Origin of the sequence: Peribacillus sp. NPDC046944 (assembly GCF_050272735.1) — a bacterium.
GTDB lineage: Bacteria > Bacillota > Bacilli > Bacillales > DSM-1321 > Peribacillus.
In genome coordinates, this window is the sequence record NZ_JBNNML010000003.1 from 190,902 (window position 1) to 206,504 (window position 15,603).

14 protein-coding genes are annotated in these 15,603 nt (G+C 42.2%); 2 read left to right on the forward strand and 12 right to left on the reverse strand.

The window, feature by feature from the left end; genetic code table 11:
• Positions 1 to 43: 43 nt before the first annotated feature.
• The 8 genes from dnaK to gpr all read right to left on the reverse strand — a co-directional run bounded on the left by dnaK (position 44) and on the right by gpr (position 9,772).
• A complete protein-coding gene (gene dnaK, locus ACQKIC_RS06580) occupies positions 44 to 1,891 on the reverse strand; it encodes a molecular chaperone DnaK (RefSeq protein ID WP_402986309.1) in 1,848 nt (615 codons plus the stop codon).
• 39 nt (positions 1,892 to 1,930) lie between these two features.
• A complete protein-coding gene (grpE, locus tag ACQKIC_RS06585) occupies positions 1,931 to 2,527 on the reverse strand; it encodes a nucleotide exchange factor GrpE (RefSeq protein WP_402869898.1) in 597 nt (198 codons plus the stop codon).
• Between the two features lie 94 nt (positions 2,528 to 2,621).
• The gene (hrcA, locus tag ACQKIC_RS06590) at positions 2,622 to 3,650 is read right to left on the reverse strand and encodes a heat-inducible transcriptional repressor HrcA (protein ID WP_402869608.1); all 1,029 of its coding nucleotides are present in this window, start codon (positions 3,648 to 3,650) and stop codon (positions 2,622 to 2,624) included.
• 125 nt (positions 3,651 to 3,775) lie between these two features.
• A complete protein-coding gene (gene hemW, locus ACQKIC_RS06595) occupies positions 3,776 to 4,927 on the reverse strand; it encodes a radical SAM family heme chaperone HemW (protein ID WP_402986311.1) in 1,152 nt (383 codons plus the stop codon).
• Positions 4,928 to 5,009: 82 nt separating this feature from the next.
• Positions 5,010 to 6,845 carry a translation elongation factor 4 gene (gene lepA, locus ACQKIC_RS06600; protein ID WP_402986313.1) on the reverse strand — a complete coding sequence of 612 codons (1,836 nt, stop codon included), beginning with the start codon at positions 6,843 to 6,845 and terminating at the stop codon, positions 5,010 to 5,012.
• A gap of 177 nt (positions 6,846 to 7,022) precedes the next feature.
• Positions 7,023 to 7,346 carry a YqxA family protein gene (locus ACQKIC_RS06605; RefSeq protein WP_402986315.1) on the reverse strand — a complete coding sequence of 108 codons (324 nt, stop codon included), beginning with the start codon at positions 7,344 to 7,346 and terminating at the stop codon, positions 7,023 to 7,025.
• Positions 7,347 to 7,365: 19 nt separating this feature from the next.
• Positions 7,366 to 8,568, reverse strand: a complete 1,203-nt coding sequence (spoIIP, locus tag ACQKIC_RS06610) for a stage II sporulation protein P (protein ID WP_402958387.1) — start codon at positions 8,566 to 8,568, stop codon at positions 7,366 to 7,368.
• Between the two features lie 85 nt (positions 8,569 to 8,653).
• On the reverse strand, positions 8,654 to 9,772 hold the full coding sequence (gene gpr / locus ACQKIC_RS06615; RefSeq protein ID WP_402869619.1) for a GPR endopeptidase: 1,119 nt from the start codon (positions 9,770 to 9,772) through the stop codon (positions 8,654 to 8,656).
• Positions 9,773 to 10,043: 271 nt separating this feature from the next.
• On the opposite strand from gpr, the gene rpsT reads away from it, so the two are divergent.
• Entirely contained in the window at positions 10,044 to 10,310 is a 267-nt protein-coding gene (rpsT, locus tag ACQKIC_RS06620; RefSeq protein WP_402869621.1) for a 30S ribosomal protein S20, read from the forward strand.
• Positions 10,311 to 10,392: 82 nt separating this feature from the next.
• Here rpsT and holA read toward each other — a convergent pair whose 3' ends face one another.
• Positions 10,393 to 11,406 carry a DNA polymerase III subunit delta gene (holA, locus tag ACQKIC_RS06625; RefSeq protein WP_403079291.1) on the reverse strand — a complete coding sequence of 338 codons (1,014 nt, stop codon included), beginning with the start codon at positions 11,404 to 11,406 and terminating at the stop codon, positions 10,393 to 10,395.
• A gap of 324 nt (positions 11,407 to 11,730) precedes the next feature.
• Here holA and ACQKIC_RS06630 point away from each other — a divergent pair, with 324 nt between their 5' ends.
• The gene (locus tag ACQKIC_RS06630) at positions 11,731 to 11,865 is read left to right on the forward strand and encodes a YqzM family protein (RefSeq protein WP_402869625.1); all 135 of its coding nucleotides are present in this window, start codon (positions 11,731 to 11,733) and stop codon (positions 11,863 to 11,865) included.
• Positions 11,866 to 11,933: 68 nt separating this feature from the next.
• Here the strand turns inward: ACQKIC_RS06630 and ACQKIC_RS06635 are convergent, their stop codons facing one another.
• The 3 genes from ACQKIC_RS06635 to ACQKIC_RS06645 form a co-directional block, all read right to left on the reverse strand.
• Positions 11,934 to 14,240, reverse strand: a complete 2,307-nt coding sequence (locus ACQKIC_RS06635; RefSeq protein ID WP_427590525.1) for a DNA internalization-related competence protein ComEC/Rec2 — start codon at positions 14,238 to 14,240, stop codon at positions 11,934 to 11,936.
• A 21-nt stretch (positions 14,241 to 14,261) separates the two neighbouring features.
• Complete coding sequence (locus tag ACQKIC_RS06640; RefSeq protein ID WP_402869629.1) at positions 14,262 to 14,819, reverse strand: ComE operon protein 2; 558 nt, start codon at positions 14,817 to 14,819, stop codon at positions 14,262 to 14,264.
• Between the two features lie 83 nt (positions 14,820 to 14,902).
• On the reverse strand, positions 14,903 to 15,547 hold the full coding sequence (locus ACQKIC_RS06645; protein WP_403079287.1) for a helix-hairpin-helix domain-containing protein: 645 nt from the start codon (positions 15,545 to 15,547) through the stop codon (positions 14,903 to 14,905).
• Between the last annotated feature and the right edge of the window lie 56 nt (positions 15,548 to 15,603).

Here is a 15,603-nt window from a genome sequence, read left to right on the forward strand (position 1 = left end):
CAGGCAGCATTTCACTACCCACTATTTCAGCATCCCAAAAGGGTTACTTTTTATTTTTTTCGTCTTCGTTCACTTCTGTAAATTCTGCATCAACGACGTTATCGTCTTGAGCTCCAGCTCCAGCTTCACCAGCACCCTCTTGGGCAGCTTGCTGTGCTTTAGCCGCTTCTTCGTAAAGCTTCATAGTTAAAGCTTGAACGATTTCGTTTAGAGCATCTTTTTTCGTACGGATTTCTTCAAGCTCATCTTTCTCGATTGCAGCTTTCAGTTCATCCTTCGCTTCGTTCGCTTTTGTTACTTCCGCTTCATCTACTTTACCTTCTAGATCTTTAAGCGTTTTTTCCGTTTGGAAGACAAGTTGGTCAGCTTCATTACGAAGTTCCACTTCTTCTTTACGTTGTTTATCAGCATCGGCATTTTCTTCTGCTTCGCGTACCATACGCTCGATTTCTTCATCAGAAAGACCTGAAGATGATTTGATTGTGATGGCTTGCTCTTTGTTTGTACCAAGATCTTTTGCACGAACATTAACAATACCATTTTTATCAATATCGAATGTTACTTCTACTTGAGGAATTCCTCGTGGTGCAGGTGGAATATCGCTTAATTGGAAACGGCCAAGCGTTTTATTATCCGCTGACATTGGACGTTCACCTTGAAGAACATGGATATCCACAGCTGTTTGGTTATCTGCTGCTGTTGAGAACACTTGAGATTTACTTGTCGGAATCGTTGTATTACGGTCGATTAACTTAGTGAATACACCGCCCATTGTTTCAATTCCAAGTGAAAGTGGAGTTACGTCTAAAAGAACCACGTCTTTAACGTCTCCAGTTAACACGCCACCTTGAATAGCAGCACCCATTGCTACTACTTCATCAGGGTTAACGCCTTTGCTAGGTTCTTGACCGATTTCCTTTTTGATTGCTTCCACTACTGCAGGAATACGAGTAGATCCACCAACAAGGATGACTTTATCGATTTCTGAAGCTGAAAGTCCAGCATCTTTCAATGCTTGACGAGTAGGTCCCATCGTACGTTCAACAAGACTTGATGAAAGCTCATCAAATTTAGCTCTAGTCATCGTTACGTCCAAGTGAAGTGGGCCAGCATCTCCAGCTGTGATGAATGGTAATGAAATTTGAGTAGAAGTTACACCTGAAAGGTCTTTTTTCGCCTTTTCAGCTGCATCTTTCAAACGTTGAACAGCCATTTTGTCTTTAGAAAGATCGATGCCATTCTCTTTTTTGAATGCTTCTACTAAATAATCAATGATTACTTGGTCGAAGTCGTCTCCACCTAGGCGGTTGTCACCAGCTGTTGAACGTACTTCGAATACTCCGTCTCCAAGTTCCATGATGGATACGTCAAATGTACCGCCACCAAGGTCGAATACAAGGATTGTTTGGTCTTCTTCTGTTTTATCCAATCCATAAGCAAGTGCTGCAGCTGTAGGTTCATTGATAATACGTTCCACTTCAAGACCAGCAATTTGACCAGCGTCTTTAGTTGCTTGACGTTCAGCGTCATTAAAGTAAGCAGGCACGGTGATAACCGCTTTTGTTACTTTTTCTCCAAGATATTCTTCAGCATAAGATTTCAAGTATTGAAGGATGATTGCAGATACTTCCTGCGGTGAATATTCTTTTCCATCAATTACTTCCTTATGGTTAGTACCCATATGACGTTTAATGGAAATGATTGTGTTCGGGTTCGTAATTGCTTGGCGTTTTGCCACTTCCCCTACTTGACGTTCCCCATTTTTAAATGCCACAACAGAAGGTGTTGTACGGTTTCCTTCTGGATTCGGGATAACTTTTGGTTCCCCGCCTTCAAGTACAGATACGCAAGAGTTTGTAGTACCTAAGTCAATACCAATAATTTTGCTCATTGTTACACTACCTCCCAATATTTATATGTAATGATTTCTTTATTCGTTTACCTTTACCATGGCCGGGCGAATCACTCGGTCCTTAAGAAGATATCCTTTTTGGAATTCTTCCACAACGATGTTCGAACCGAAGTTCTCATCTTGAACTTGCATGACGGCTTGATGCAAACGAGGATCGAATTCTTCACCGACAGAATTGATCGGTTCGATGCCTTCTTTCGCCAATGCACCAATAATGCCTTTATAGACCATTTCCATGCCTTGAAGAAGGGACTTTGTTTGCTCATTATCCGCTTCGATTTTAGTCGCTCTTTCAAAGTTATCAAGAGCCTCGACCAAATTCCCGGCAATATCTTGCACTCTATATTTTTGAGCCGCTTCCATATCAAGCTTTGCACGGCGTCTAGAATTATCGAAATCAGCTTGCAAACGAAGGTAACGGTTATCCATTTCTTCGATTTTAGCTTCTAGTTCCTGAATCTTTTCTTGAGCCAACTGTAGCTCATCTTTTTCTACCGGAGTTTCCTCCTGAGTTTCTTCCGATGAATTCACTTCTTCAGCAAAAACCGCTTCTTCCGTGCTTTCCTCGATTGTTTCATTATTTAATGTCTGTTCATTGTTTTTATTTTCCACAATCTCACCTCCCCTAAAGGATTATACAAATTTATGCTTAAGTAATAGGTTGGGCGGTGGTAACCCTTTTACCGCCACCTTACTATTACCTTTGCTCCTATTTTTGATACAGCTTTGTCATCAACGTCGTTAAATCCTTCGAGAAAAAAGAAAGGAGACTGATTACTCTCGAATATTCCATTCGAGTTGGACCCAATATTGCCAAGGTGCCCACTTGTTCCTGCCCGATTGAATACGTCGCGGTAATCAAACTACAATCTTCAAGGACGGTATTTTGATTTTCCCGGCCAATCTTGACATGAATGCCAGATGGGTTTTTCGTAATGAGATCATAAAATCCTTGTTCCTGTTCGATCATGGATAAAAGTGTGCTGACTTTTGCAATGTCATGGAACTCAGGCTGCCTCAAGATATTCGTTTTACCACCGAAAAATATTTTTTCCGGTTTCGTATCCGTGAGGGTGTCCGCAAGAACAGAAACGACCGATCCATAATTATGGATGTGATGGCTCAATAAGACCGCCACTTCCTTATAGATCTTATCCTTCAGCTCGACAAGCGGTACATCCACTAACCGGGCATTTAAAATATTGACTACCTTCTCGATTTCATTGATATCGAAAGAAGGAGGCAGGGAAATCATTCGATTTTCAACATGGCCTGTGTCAGTGATGATGATCGCAATTGCCGTTTCAGGACTCAATGGAATGATTTGAATCTTTTTCAGCTTATGTTCATTGACTTTGGGGCCAAGAACGATTGCCGTGTAATTCGTCAATTCAGAGAGTATCTTAGCTGATTTTTGGACAATCTTTTCCAGTTCATAAATGCGCTCCACGAACACGGATTTCAACAATTTCATTTCATTCTTTTTTGGAGCTTGAGGAGAAAGTAAATGATCCACATAATATCTATACCCTTTTTCAGAAGGAACCCTTCCTGAAGATGTATGAGTTTTTTCTAAAAAACCCAATTCTTCAAGATCAGACATTTCATTGCGAATAGTGGCCGAGCTGAACGTAATTTCATCTTTCTTCGACAAGCTTCGCGACCCGACAGGCTGGGCTGAATGGATAAAATCCTCGATTATCACTTGCAGAATCAATAATTGACGATCAGTTAGCATGTATGATCACCTCTGTTAGCACTCTAACTTCCTGAGTGCTAATATACTAATAAATTATCAAATGAAGCTGATGATGTCAATAATGAAAACCGCTAAATTACCGTTTATAGGACAAGAGATTTCCATCAATCCGTATCAACCACTCCCAAAAACGATTGAAACACTTCATTACCAAGCAATTTGCCACGCTCAGTCAGGCTTACGAACCCGTCCTCAATCGTGAGTAACCCCTTTTTCATTTGTTCTTCGAGCGATTCCCCGAAAATCTCCTTCATTTCTACAGAAAATTTACTTTTGAATGTTTCTAGGGAGACGCCTTTTGTTTTCCGGAGCCCCAAAAACATCTCTTCTTCCATTTTTTCATAGAGCGGCACAGGATGTTCATCTAAAACAGGCAATTCACCTTTTAGCAAAGGAGTGATGTATTTTTTTACCGGACCATGATTGGCCACTCTTTTGCCACCCGTATATCCATGAGCTCCAGCACCGATGCCATAATACTCTTTATTGTCCCAGTATGTCAGGTTATGCTTACTTTCAAAACCAGGCCGAGCAAAATTACTGATTTCATATTGATGCATTCCATGCCTCTCCATCTCTTCCATCAGCCGCTCATACATGGAAGCCTCTAGTTCCTGTGGAGGGAGATTCAATGTACCTTTACGCATTTGGTTGTAAAAGACCGTCTTTGGTTCGACGATCAAGGAATAACTGGAATAGTGAGGAAGTTGCAGGGCAAGGGCTTTTGCGAGTGTATCCTCGAAATCTTCCATAGTTTGCCCCGGTAATCCATAAATCAAGTCAATCGTAATATTGGTGAAGCCCACATCCTGAGCCAACTGAATGGTTTCATACACCTCGGATGCCCGATGTGTTCGGCCGATGCGCTTCAATAATTCGTCATTAAAGCTTTGTACCCCAAAACTTAGCCTATTCACGCCTGCTTGAAAGAGGATTTCAAGCTTTTCTCTCGAAAGGTCCCCGGGATTGGCTTCAAACGTATACTCAGCCTGTTTGGCATCGAAAGGGAGGGTCTCATTGATGGCCTCACAAAGAAAGGATAGCTGCTTTTCATCAAGTGAGGTAGGTGTTCCCCCACCAACAAAGACCGTATCCAGTTCCGTTGTCGGATATTTAGCAAGTTGCATTTCCATTTCCCTTTTCATCATCCGTAAATATTCATCAACGGGCTGCCCTTGTAAGAAAACTTTATTAAAATCACAATAGTGGCAAATATGTTCACAAAACGGGATATGCAGGTAAGCACTTTTAATCATTAAGTTCACAACCTTTATTTAATCGAATGGACCGATAGAAAAAGAGGCTAGATCCTGTCTACCCTCTTTTTTCTACTATCATTTATTTTTTTGGAGTCGTATCATCCATTTTCAGGACAGCCATGAAGGCTTCTTGTGGCACTTCAACGGAACCCACTTGTTTCATCCGCTTTTTACCTTGTTTTTGTTTTTCAAGCAATTTACGTTTACGGGAAATATCGCCACCGTAACATTTAGCCAATACGTTTTTACGCATGGCACTAATGGATGAACGGGCCACGATTTTTTGTCCGATAGCCGCTTGGATCGGCACTTCGAATTGCTGTCTTGGAATCAATTTCTTCAATTTTTCAACGATGATTTTTCCACGTTCATAAGCAAAGTCCTTATGGACGATGAAACTTAATGCATCGACCGTTTCGCCATTCAACAAGATATCCATTTTGACAAGTTTGGATGGCTTATATCCGATTAACTCATAATCGAATGAAGCATACCCTCTTGTATTGGATTTCAATTGATCAAAGAAATCATAGACGATTTCTGACAACGGAATCTCATAATGGATACTTACGCGCGTTTCATCCACGTATTCCATATCGATGAAATTCCCACGTTTGTTTTGGCAGATTTCCATGATGGTTCCCGTAAATTCAGTTGGTGCCATCATGGTCGCCTTAACATAAGGTTCTTCGACGTTTTCGATTTTTTGTGGATCCGGCATATTGGATGGATTATCCACCTTCATGGACGTTCCATCTGTAAGGATAACGTCATATATAACACTTGGTGCTGTCGTGATTAAATCAATTTTGAATTCACGCTCGATACGTTCTTGAATGATTTCCATATGAAGAAGGCCAAGGAAGCCACAACGGAAACCAAATCCTAGCGCTTGAGAAGACTCTGCCTCAAATTGCAATGCTGAATCATTCAACTCCAGTTTTTCTAAAGCATCACGTAAATCATTGAATTTAGATGCATCAATCGGGTATAAACCGCAATAAACCATCGGATTCATCTTCCGGTAACCAGGCAAGGCTTCTGTCGCGGGATTATTGGCACTCGTAATCGTATCCCCTACAGTCGTATCACTGACATTCTTAATGGCTGCGGTCAGGAAACCTACATCCCCCACTGTCAGTTCATCAAGCATTTGGACTTTCGGATTGAAGACGCCCAATTCGGTCACATCAAATTCCTTACCAGTGGACATCATTTTGATTTTATCGCCCACTTTTATAGAACCCTCAACAACCCGGATGTAAGCTACTACACCGCGATAAGCATCAAATACGGAGTCAAAAATAAGTGCTTTAAACGGTCCGTCCGGATCACCCTGAGGTGCAGGAACCAATTCTACGACCTGTTCTAAAATATCCTCAATTCCAATTCCAGCTTTAGCTGAGCATAAAACGGCATCAGATGCATCAAGACCGATTACATCCTCGATTTCACCACGGACCCGCTCAGGGTCGGCACTTGGCAAGTCAATCTTATTGATGACAGGTAAAATTTCCAGGTTATTGTCCAATGCTAAATAAACATTGGCAAGCGTCTGGGCCTCGATGCCTTGAGCAGCATCCACGACAAGGACTGCACCTTCACACGCAGCAAGGCTTCGTGAAACCTCGTAAGTGAAATCTACGTGCCCCGGTGTATCGATAAGATGGAAGATATATTCTTCGCCATCTTTCGCCTTATATTTCAATTGAATCGCATTCAATTTAATCGTAATTCCACGCTCACGCTCTAAGTCCATAGAATCTAACAATTGACTCTTCATTTCACGTTGAGTCATGGCGTTCGTCTTTTCTATGATACGATCCGCCAATGTTGATTTACCATGATCAATATGAGCGATGATGGAAAAGTTACGAATCTTTGATTGTCTTTTTAATTTCTCTTCTCTATTCATAACGTTCACTCCCAATAGTCGACACAATACACTATTTTTCATTATATCAATAGAAAATGCAAGATTCAACAGAATAGTTACAAGGACAGTCCATTATGTAGAAGGAGATAGCAAAAAAGGCTGCATTCAATTTGAATGGAGCCTTTTTCTAGAACTTTCTACCGGCTTATCCTACTACTAAATCATATTAAAGAGTGCGTTAAAAGCTGCTGATACGGTTTCACCCAGACTCTTGCCAAGGGAGGAGAAAAAATTATAAGCTTTCATTTCCTCCAGCTTTTCTTTTTTCGTCTCTATATCATGACTCGTCACTTTTTGCCCAAGGATATCCGCTTCCATTTCTCCCTGCTCCGATTGGTTAATGGTGAAAGCACTATTTAAAGCGGGGTCTTCATACCCTTTCATTTTTTTCATGCCGTCGTTTGCCTGCTGCATCCCGATAAGTACACCTAAAAACAAAATAAGTAAAACGCCCGTGCATTTCAACCAAAATCGAACCATGATAGAGGCTCCTTCCAAATTACTTTGCTTCCGATTCTCCCTTGATGCCATCCACAGCCTTAGCATCCCAATACAATTCGCTGAACACATCAGTGAATGCGTCGACCGTTAAATACATTTCCTCGAATGTATTATCGACGCCTCCAATTTCCAAAAGCATTGCATTACCCGTCAAATCCTGATTGTAAACTCCATTATTTCTTGCCCCGCCCTGTTTCATGACCCCACGCGAGATACCAGGGTATTTTTTTTCTAACGCTTTATGCATTTTATTGGCAAGTGCCGCATTTTTTTCATAATTCGGGTTGTCCCCTCCCACAACAAAAGCTATCTTGGCGTATTGTTTGCCATTAATGGTGATCGTCGTATGTTTTTTCCTTTTGGAATCACGATGGATATCGATGAGATATTCTATATCCTTATTATTCGCCATTGCCGTCTGAACGGTTTTACGTGATTCCTGGTACGCTTTTGCAAAATTCAAGCCCTTGCTATTCAAGTTCCCCATCACATCCGTTTTATTTAGAGAGGCTCCTATACCTTTATCCGCGAGATCGGCGGTCATCCGTGTTCCGAGTTTTGTAATATTGATTTCAGAATGATACGCAAGATCTGGGTCGGTGACACCCTTTAGATAAGGCAGGTACGACTCCCGATTATGGCTATGATATATTTCTACCACCTTGCGGCCATTGGTCGTTTGCTTGGGTTGATTGGGCGTTGTCTTCTTATCAGGTTCTTCTATTTCATCCAGATTTTGCAGAGATGCATCTCTTTCATCATTCATCACCTCTAAAGGTGGTGGAGATTCATACGGCATATTCGTATAGTTCGTTCCTTCACCTGCGACAAGGATCTCGTTATCAAAAATCGAGAACCCTGGTAATTCCCGACCTAGCAAACTACGGGGATCCTCCATTGAGATGTTGGTCGAAAGCTTTACTAACTGCTCCATGACAATCGATTGTTCTTTTCCTTCAGGCAAGGCACTGAAGAAGTAATGGTTTTCATTGGCCAGCATCGAAAATAGCATTTTACCTGAAAATTGGTTAGCGACAGTATGTACGGAATTCGAGGTAATGCGATATTCCGGCCGTAATGAAGTCATGACCCCGCTGACGGAAAAAACAAAAAGAAGCAAGGCTAGGATACCTAGAAACGTTTTTACAATTGTTGATCCGTGAATAGCTGTAATAATACCTGGAGATTTTCTCCTTTTCATCCGTCCACCCTCTCTATAGCTTGTCTACTAATACTTATGACTTTGCTAGAGAGGGTAGAACACCATTTTTGGGCACTAATACCGTTTAGCGGGTGTAGAAGCCCGCATTACCTTGATTGATTGATTCATGTAACGCCGCATTCAAACCGTTGGCTATCAGATTGGCCATATCTTCAATGAATACATCGACTTCCTTTGGTGTAACCATTAAATTATGACCTAGTGGCGAGAGCACTTCATAAATCAATTTACGCTTCTCTTCATCCGGAAGCACACCGACCATTCCCAAGAAAGTTTCTCGTTCCTTCTCTCCTGGCATATCCTCATCTTTTAGCTTTTTCCTTTTTCCGAAGCTGAATCCAGCGGGGGCCAAGGCGCGTGAAGGCCGACCGCCTTCTTTCAGTTCCTTGCCAAAATGCTTCAGGATATAATCGATTGTGTCGCTCGTGATCGATACGGCATCGACGACAGTAGGGATCCCAATGGCGATAACAGGGACGCCTAATGTTTCCTGGCTCAATTCTTTGCGTTTGTTCCCTACCCCTGAACCGGGATGGATGCCCGTATCCGTTATTTGAATGGTTGAATTCACCCGGTCAATGGAACGAGCCGCCAAGGCATCTACAATGATAAGGAAATCCGGCTTGCTTTTTTCAATGACGCCTTTGATGATGTCACTCGTCTCGATCCCCGTGATTCCCATCACCCCGGGAGAAATTGCGCTGACCGGACGATATCCTTCCTTTACCGACTCCGGCTGCAACTCGAATAAATGTCTCGTAACGACCAAGTTTTCGATGACAGCCGGTCCGAGTGCATCAGGGGTGACATTCCAGTTACCCAGACCAACGACTAAGCAACCGCTTTCCTTTGTGAGCTTGTTCCTTTTCAAAAAATACGCTAACTCGTTGGCGAATACCTTTTCCACCCGTTGCTGCGTATCCGTATCCTGTTGGCGGATCCCTTGGACCTCTATCGTTAGGTAACTCCCCTCTTTCTTGCCAATCTCCTTTTCCCCTTCCGCCGTGACCTCAACTAGGGAAATCTTCAAATCATCCACTTCTTTTTCTTTAATGATCACACCTTCAATATGGGAGACATCCTTCTCTTCGACGACACCTTTCATTTCAAGGGCAATTTCTTTCGCTTCAATTGCCAGATCTGTCCGAATACTATAATTACTTAGGTCCAAATGTTTCACCATAGCGCCTCCTGCTGTTTATATGAGTCAAATCTAGTATTTTAATCATCTCTCTTAAACATTCTTTCATTTTAGCTTTTGTATTATTCATTTTTTTGGTACAATACATTATGACGAGATGAATTAATTTCAGAAATTATAATTACTTTTCGATTCTCAATCTGGAGTATTGCATAATCTTAAGCAGTCTGATAGAATATCATTTGTGCTATTTGATATGGATTTGAAAAGTCGAGTTCATATAATCTCGATTTCTTTGTAGGAGGTGAACGGAATGCCAAACATTAAATCTGCTATTAAACGTGTGAAAACTAACGACACAAAACGCGTTCATAACATTACAGTTCGATCTACTATGCGTACTACAGTGAAAAACGCTGAAGTTGCTTTAGCTGGAGAAAACGTTGAAGCTGCTAAAGAAGCTCTTTTAACAGCTGCTGTAAAATTAGACAAAGCTGCATCTAAAGGATTAATCCATAAAAATGCGGCAGCCCGTAAAAAATCTCGTTTAGCGAAAAGACTTAACGCTCTTAACGCTTAATGAAAACGAAACGACCTTCCGGGTCGTTTTTTTTATGCCCAAAAAGGGGAAAGAATCATTCCATCCCCTCCCCTTTAAGCCTTCATCTGAATTTCAGTAGTAGTAATTCTAAAGTGATTGCTTTATCAGCCTGACCAGTTTTCATCCGATAATCCGCCTCAGCCAAGTCATCTATAATGCTAAGCAGCTCTTTCTCTTGAAATTTCCCTGTCTTTTCAAGGGCCAGTTTCACCCTGTATGGATGCACCCTCAATTGTCCCGCGATTTTTTGCTGACTATACCCTTGTCGAGATAGTTCCTTCACTTGATACATGAGCCTCACTTGTCCAGCCATCACACTCAAAATCTTAATGGGCTCTTCATTTTGCCGAAGTAAATCATGGAGAATGGTCATGGCACTTTCCATTTTTCGTTGCAAGACCGAATCAACCAGGGTAAAGATATTCTGTTCAAGCGATTTAGCCACTAACTTTTCGACAACTTCCGTCGTTATCCGCTTCTCATCTTCTACATACAATGCCATTTTATCCAGTTCGTTCGTCAGCATCATCAAGTTTGTACCCGCAAGCTCCAATAGGAGTTCCGTGGCTTGATCATCGATCTGCACCTGATATTCTGCGACCCGTTCTTTGACCCATACCTTAAGCTCACGGTCGCCCAGCTTCTTCGCCTCAATGAGGACGGCCTTACGCTTCAGTTCCTTGGTGATTTTTTTCCGCTCGTCCAGCTTCTCGTAAGGGGCCGTCAAGACCACAATGGAATAAGGAACAGGGTCCGAGAGGTAGGCTTCTAATCTTTTCACATTATGTTCCACCTTGGACTTTGATTTTTCCGCTGTCAGGAAAAATGGGTTCTGCATGAAAACAAGACGCCTTTCCCCAATGAAAGGGAGGGTCTCTACGTCTTCAAGAGCCGTTTCGACTGGCGTCTCCTCTAAATCAAATTGAGAAAAGTTAAAATCCATTTCATCTTCATGAAGGACATGCTCTATCAAGAGTTGCTTCGTTTCATTAATTAAATAGGCTTCTGTTCCATATACCAAATATACGGGAGCGAATTGCCCTTTTTTTATATTCTTCCAAACGTCTAATACCAATAGAATCCGCCTCTTTTTTATGTATTCTTCTCTAATGGTATAGTGGGGGGAACCATTTGACAAGCTATAAAGGGAACTAGCCCCTAAGGTCTAGTTCCGGATCTATATGAACGCTCTCAAGAAAGGCCCTAGGAAAACTTCCTTGAAAACGATAACCATTCATGTAGAACAATTACGTGCTTGCTTTGTTTGTACTTTTATTTTGACCTCAATTAAGCAAACTATTTGTGACAACTCTTGTCAGTAAAGGAAATGAAGAATGTGACCTGTGGATTTTTTTTTGGTAATGTTTTATACTATTAGCAGAAATAGGAGGGGTAAACAATGAACGAATTCGAAAAGAATGTCCAATCGAAGACTGATGACGTGGCTGATTCCGCAATCGGATTCATCGCTTCATTTGTATTTTTCGCTGCCATGTTCACCATTGCTGTCGTCGTTAAAGCAGTAGGATCCTAATTTTCATGCACTTATTTTTCCCTGAAGGAGGCTGCTGATGCAGTCTCTTTCTTTTGGATTTCTACATACTATGGAAGAATCTTCCGAAAGGTTCCTCCCTTTTTAGTATATTTGTAAATGACGGCTCCATCTTCGTCCGTCCTGAACACCATGATTTTATTTGCTTTCATCGACTCCAACACCTGGCCGTGTGGATGGCCATATCTATTCTCCTTTCCTACGGAAATGATGGCAGCTTTAGGGTGTAATTGCTCTAGGAAGGGGATCGAAGAAGATGTTTTACTTCCATGGTGGCCCACCTTCAAAATATCTGCCCGTAGTTGTGGAAATGCATCGATGAGCTCCATTTCCCCCGGTTCACCCATATCACCCGTGAAAACCCAGGAAAGCCCACCAATCTCGGCATACAAAACAACGGAGGCCTCATTCGTATTTTCTTCTTTCTTGTGGGGATTCAACACATAAAATTTAGCATCCCCAACGCTCCAAGAGTCGCCTCTTTTCACCAACTTGATTCTTATGCCCTTGTCTCGGGCTACAGGGACAAAGTCTTTATCCCGATATTGCTCTTCGCCCCAGCTACCAATAATTACTTCCTCCACCTTGAAATTCTCGATCAACTTTTTTGCACTTCCCATATGATCGGCATCCGCATGCGTTAAAATCAGCTTGTCCAAATGATGGATTCCTTTACTTTTCAATAGCGGGATTATGGTATCTTCTGCTGTATTATAGGTCTTTCGCTTCTTCTTCCATTCCTCCAGTGGAAATGTGATTTGCCCCCCTGTATCAATTAGATAATTCCCGGCGTTAAACGGCAGGGTAATCAAAATCGAGTCACCCTGGCCAATATCCATGATCTGCACTTCACCGAAGGGAGATAGCTTTTGAATATTGAATTGAAGAAGTAAAAGTAAAATGAACATCCCCCACCAAGTTTTACTTGCGCGAAAAGAAGTCTCCCAATTCACAAACAAGCCCAAAATCGATACAAGTAGGAACAATAGCATGATAAAGCCTGGTTTACCAAACGAGACCGAGGCCAGGGGAAAATCAGAAGCCAAGTCGGCGGCACGATTGCAGAGCGTGAAGGTCACATTAAGGAGTGTTATGAGCGGGTGGCCGAGAGCTGGCACTAAAAAATTCAAAACGACCGTTATTAATGAAAATGGAAGCAATATCACGGAATAAAGAGGTACATACAAGACATTCAACAAGACACCCAAGAGGGAAACTTCGTAAAAGTGGAAAAGCAATATCGGGAGGGCCGCCAATTGACAGCTTGTGCTAATGATGAGGAGCTGCATGATCTTTTGGGGATAGTGCAAGAAGATGCCCGAGGACATGATGATGGAAAATGTGACAGCGAAGGACAGCTGAAAGCCAATGTTATAAAGCATGTTTGGCTGAAGAAATAACAAAATCAGATAAATGACGCCAATTGTGACACTCGCTGACAGCCTTTTTTTAAAGAGCATCAGGATAAAGAACAACATGGCCATCAAACAGGAACGCATGACAGAAGGACTTCCGCCGGATAATAGTGTATACATCGGCAAAAAGACCAGGATGAGGACGACCATTCTTTCGCGGGTGATGCCGATACGAATTCCCAAATAAAATAACATGCCCGTTAACAGGCTTACATGAAGCCCCGAAATTGCCAAGAGATGCACCAAACCAAGCCGCTGGTAATTGGTAAGGTACTCTTCATTGATTTCACTCTGATCTCCAAAAATCAGGGCTGTGACAAAGCCACTCGATTCTTTAGGAAAGTGTTTTTTGATGTAGGAAATCCCTTTCATCCGAAAATTGCGAATCGAGACGACAAGAGAAGCCTTTGACATTTTACATTTTGAAAAAGAGATCGAATCGGCTTTTACTATCCAGTGGGTGTTCTGACGGGAAAGATACTGCTGGTAATCGAAGCTGTTTTCATTACGGTGTGGCTCAGGGACCTGCAAACTTCCCTGTATCGGACAGGATATTCCCGTGCGCAAGTGCTGATTTAAACCTTCCTTTTCTTGTTCGGAAGCGATTGTATATCGTAAGAGGAGTTGTTCGCCTTGTTCACTTGTGACGAACCCTTTTAGCAAATTCCCATCGAGTTTTGGCTGGGAAGTAAATGTTACGAGGAAGTGACTTTCCGATCCATCATATATGGACTTGTTTCGAATTTCGGTTATGGAAGCGGAGCTTATAAAGATCCCCATGATGACAATATGAAGGATGAGGACCTTCCACTTTCCACCGCTCCAGTAAAAAAGAAAACATAAGAAAAACAAAATGCAGATTAAAAGCTTCATACTTAAATTCGAATGGGCCGTAATGCCCAATGTGGCAGAAACCGCTAAGAAAAGAAGGTGTCTGGTCATGCCCACCCTCCTTTTCATTTATTAATCAAATAACCGCTTGGCCTGCTTTTCCAGGTCCAAAACTACCTCTTTTCCGAGACCGGTTTGTTCTAGTTGACTCAACAAAGATAAAACAAAATCCTGCTTCTCTTTGCCATTCACGTCGATGGCCCCTTTTGCTTCAACCTTTTCCATCTTAACTCCGGCCTGTTCGAACAATTCAATAGCATAAGGATGGTTTTTGTAATCCTCTGCATAGTAAACAGCCTTGATCCCGGCCTGTATCAGCGATTTACAGCATTGTAAACACGGAAAATGCGTCACATAAATTTCTGCTCCCGCTGTCGGCACGCCAAATTTGGCACATTGTAAAAGCGCGTTCATTTCAGCATGAATCGTTCTGACACAATGATTATCGATGACATAACAGCCATCATCGATACAATGGGTGCCCCCCGCAATCGAGCCGTTGTACCCACCCGCAATAATCCGGTTATCCCGCACAATCGTTGCCCCCACAGTTAGACGAGTACACGTGCTTCTTAACGCTAACAAATGGCTTTGAGCCATGAAATATTGATCCCAGCTAATCCGATTCATGTGTTGTCGTCCCCTTTGACTCAGTAAATTTCTTTCTTCAATTTTACCTTCTTCCCGTCCTTTTGTGTACCCATTCTCATTATTTATTGAACCGTAATCGAATCCTTTAACTTTTCAAACGTTTTATCCCCGATACCAGAAACGTTCTTCAAATCCTCTACCTGCTTGAATTTCCCGATTGTCTCCCTATATTCAAGGATGGCTGTGGCTTTTGACGGACCGATTCCAGAAAGCGTTTCTAAGTCCGCTTGTGTGGCTGCATTCAAGTTCACTTGACCTCCTGTACCACCAGCTGCCCCTTCAGAAGCTATGGAACTAGTTGGAGCGGCAGCAACATTCGCAGGACCCTCTACATCTTCTTCGCCTATCTTCGGTACGTAAATGACCATTTGGTCCTCCACAAGCTGTGCCAGGTTTACTTTATCCTTATCCGCCTTATCCGTGAAACTGCCTGCTTCGGTAATCAAGTCAATTACCCTATCGCCAGCTTGTGCCGTAAATACACCAGGAGCCCGGACGGCCCCCTTCACATCGACTTTCATAATTCTGGGTTCCGATTCGGCTTCTGGCTTCGTTACTTCTTCCATCTCTTCGTTTGCGGAAGCGGCAAAGATATCTTCTGTGCCAGCCGTTTCGTCTTCTGGTTGAAAAAAAAGATAAAAACCTATTACCACAATAATGATGGCAACGGCTACCACTGTTAGTTTCTTTTTGAGGATTGTCTCCATAATTAATTGAGCTCCTTCCGTATCATTTCATCATTCCATTGTCATAGGACAGGGTA